A 226-nucleotide genomic window follows, 5' to 3' on the forward strand; every position below is an offset into this window, starting at 1 on the left:
CGCGGCGCTAAAAGCCAATCCGACCTTGCAAGGCAATGTGGAAGCCTTACGCGAAACACCCGAATACAAAGCCGAAATGCAGAAATACGGCACCGGCAGCGCACTGCAACAAGGTCTTCAGGCGGCAACCGCCGCTATTCAGGGTCTGGCTGGCGGTAACATGGCACAAGCACTGGCGGGTGCTTCTGCACCCTATCTTGCTGAAGTGATTAAGAAAAGTACCGGT

At 55.3% G+C, this 226-nt stretch carries 1 pseudogene; it reads left to right on the forward strand.

From position 1 onward, the window contains the following. A pseudogene (locus YALDO0001_RS19605) lies at window positions 1-226 on the forward strand (hypothetical protein); the annotation flags it as partial.

It is taken from the genome of Yersinia aldovae ATCC 35236, assembly GCF_000173735.1.
In the GTDB taxonomy this organism is placed as follows: domain Bacteria; phylum Pseudomonadota; class Gammaproteobacteria; order Enterobacterales; family Enterobacteriaceae; genus Yersinia; species Yersinia aldovae.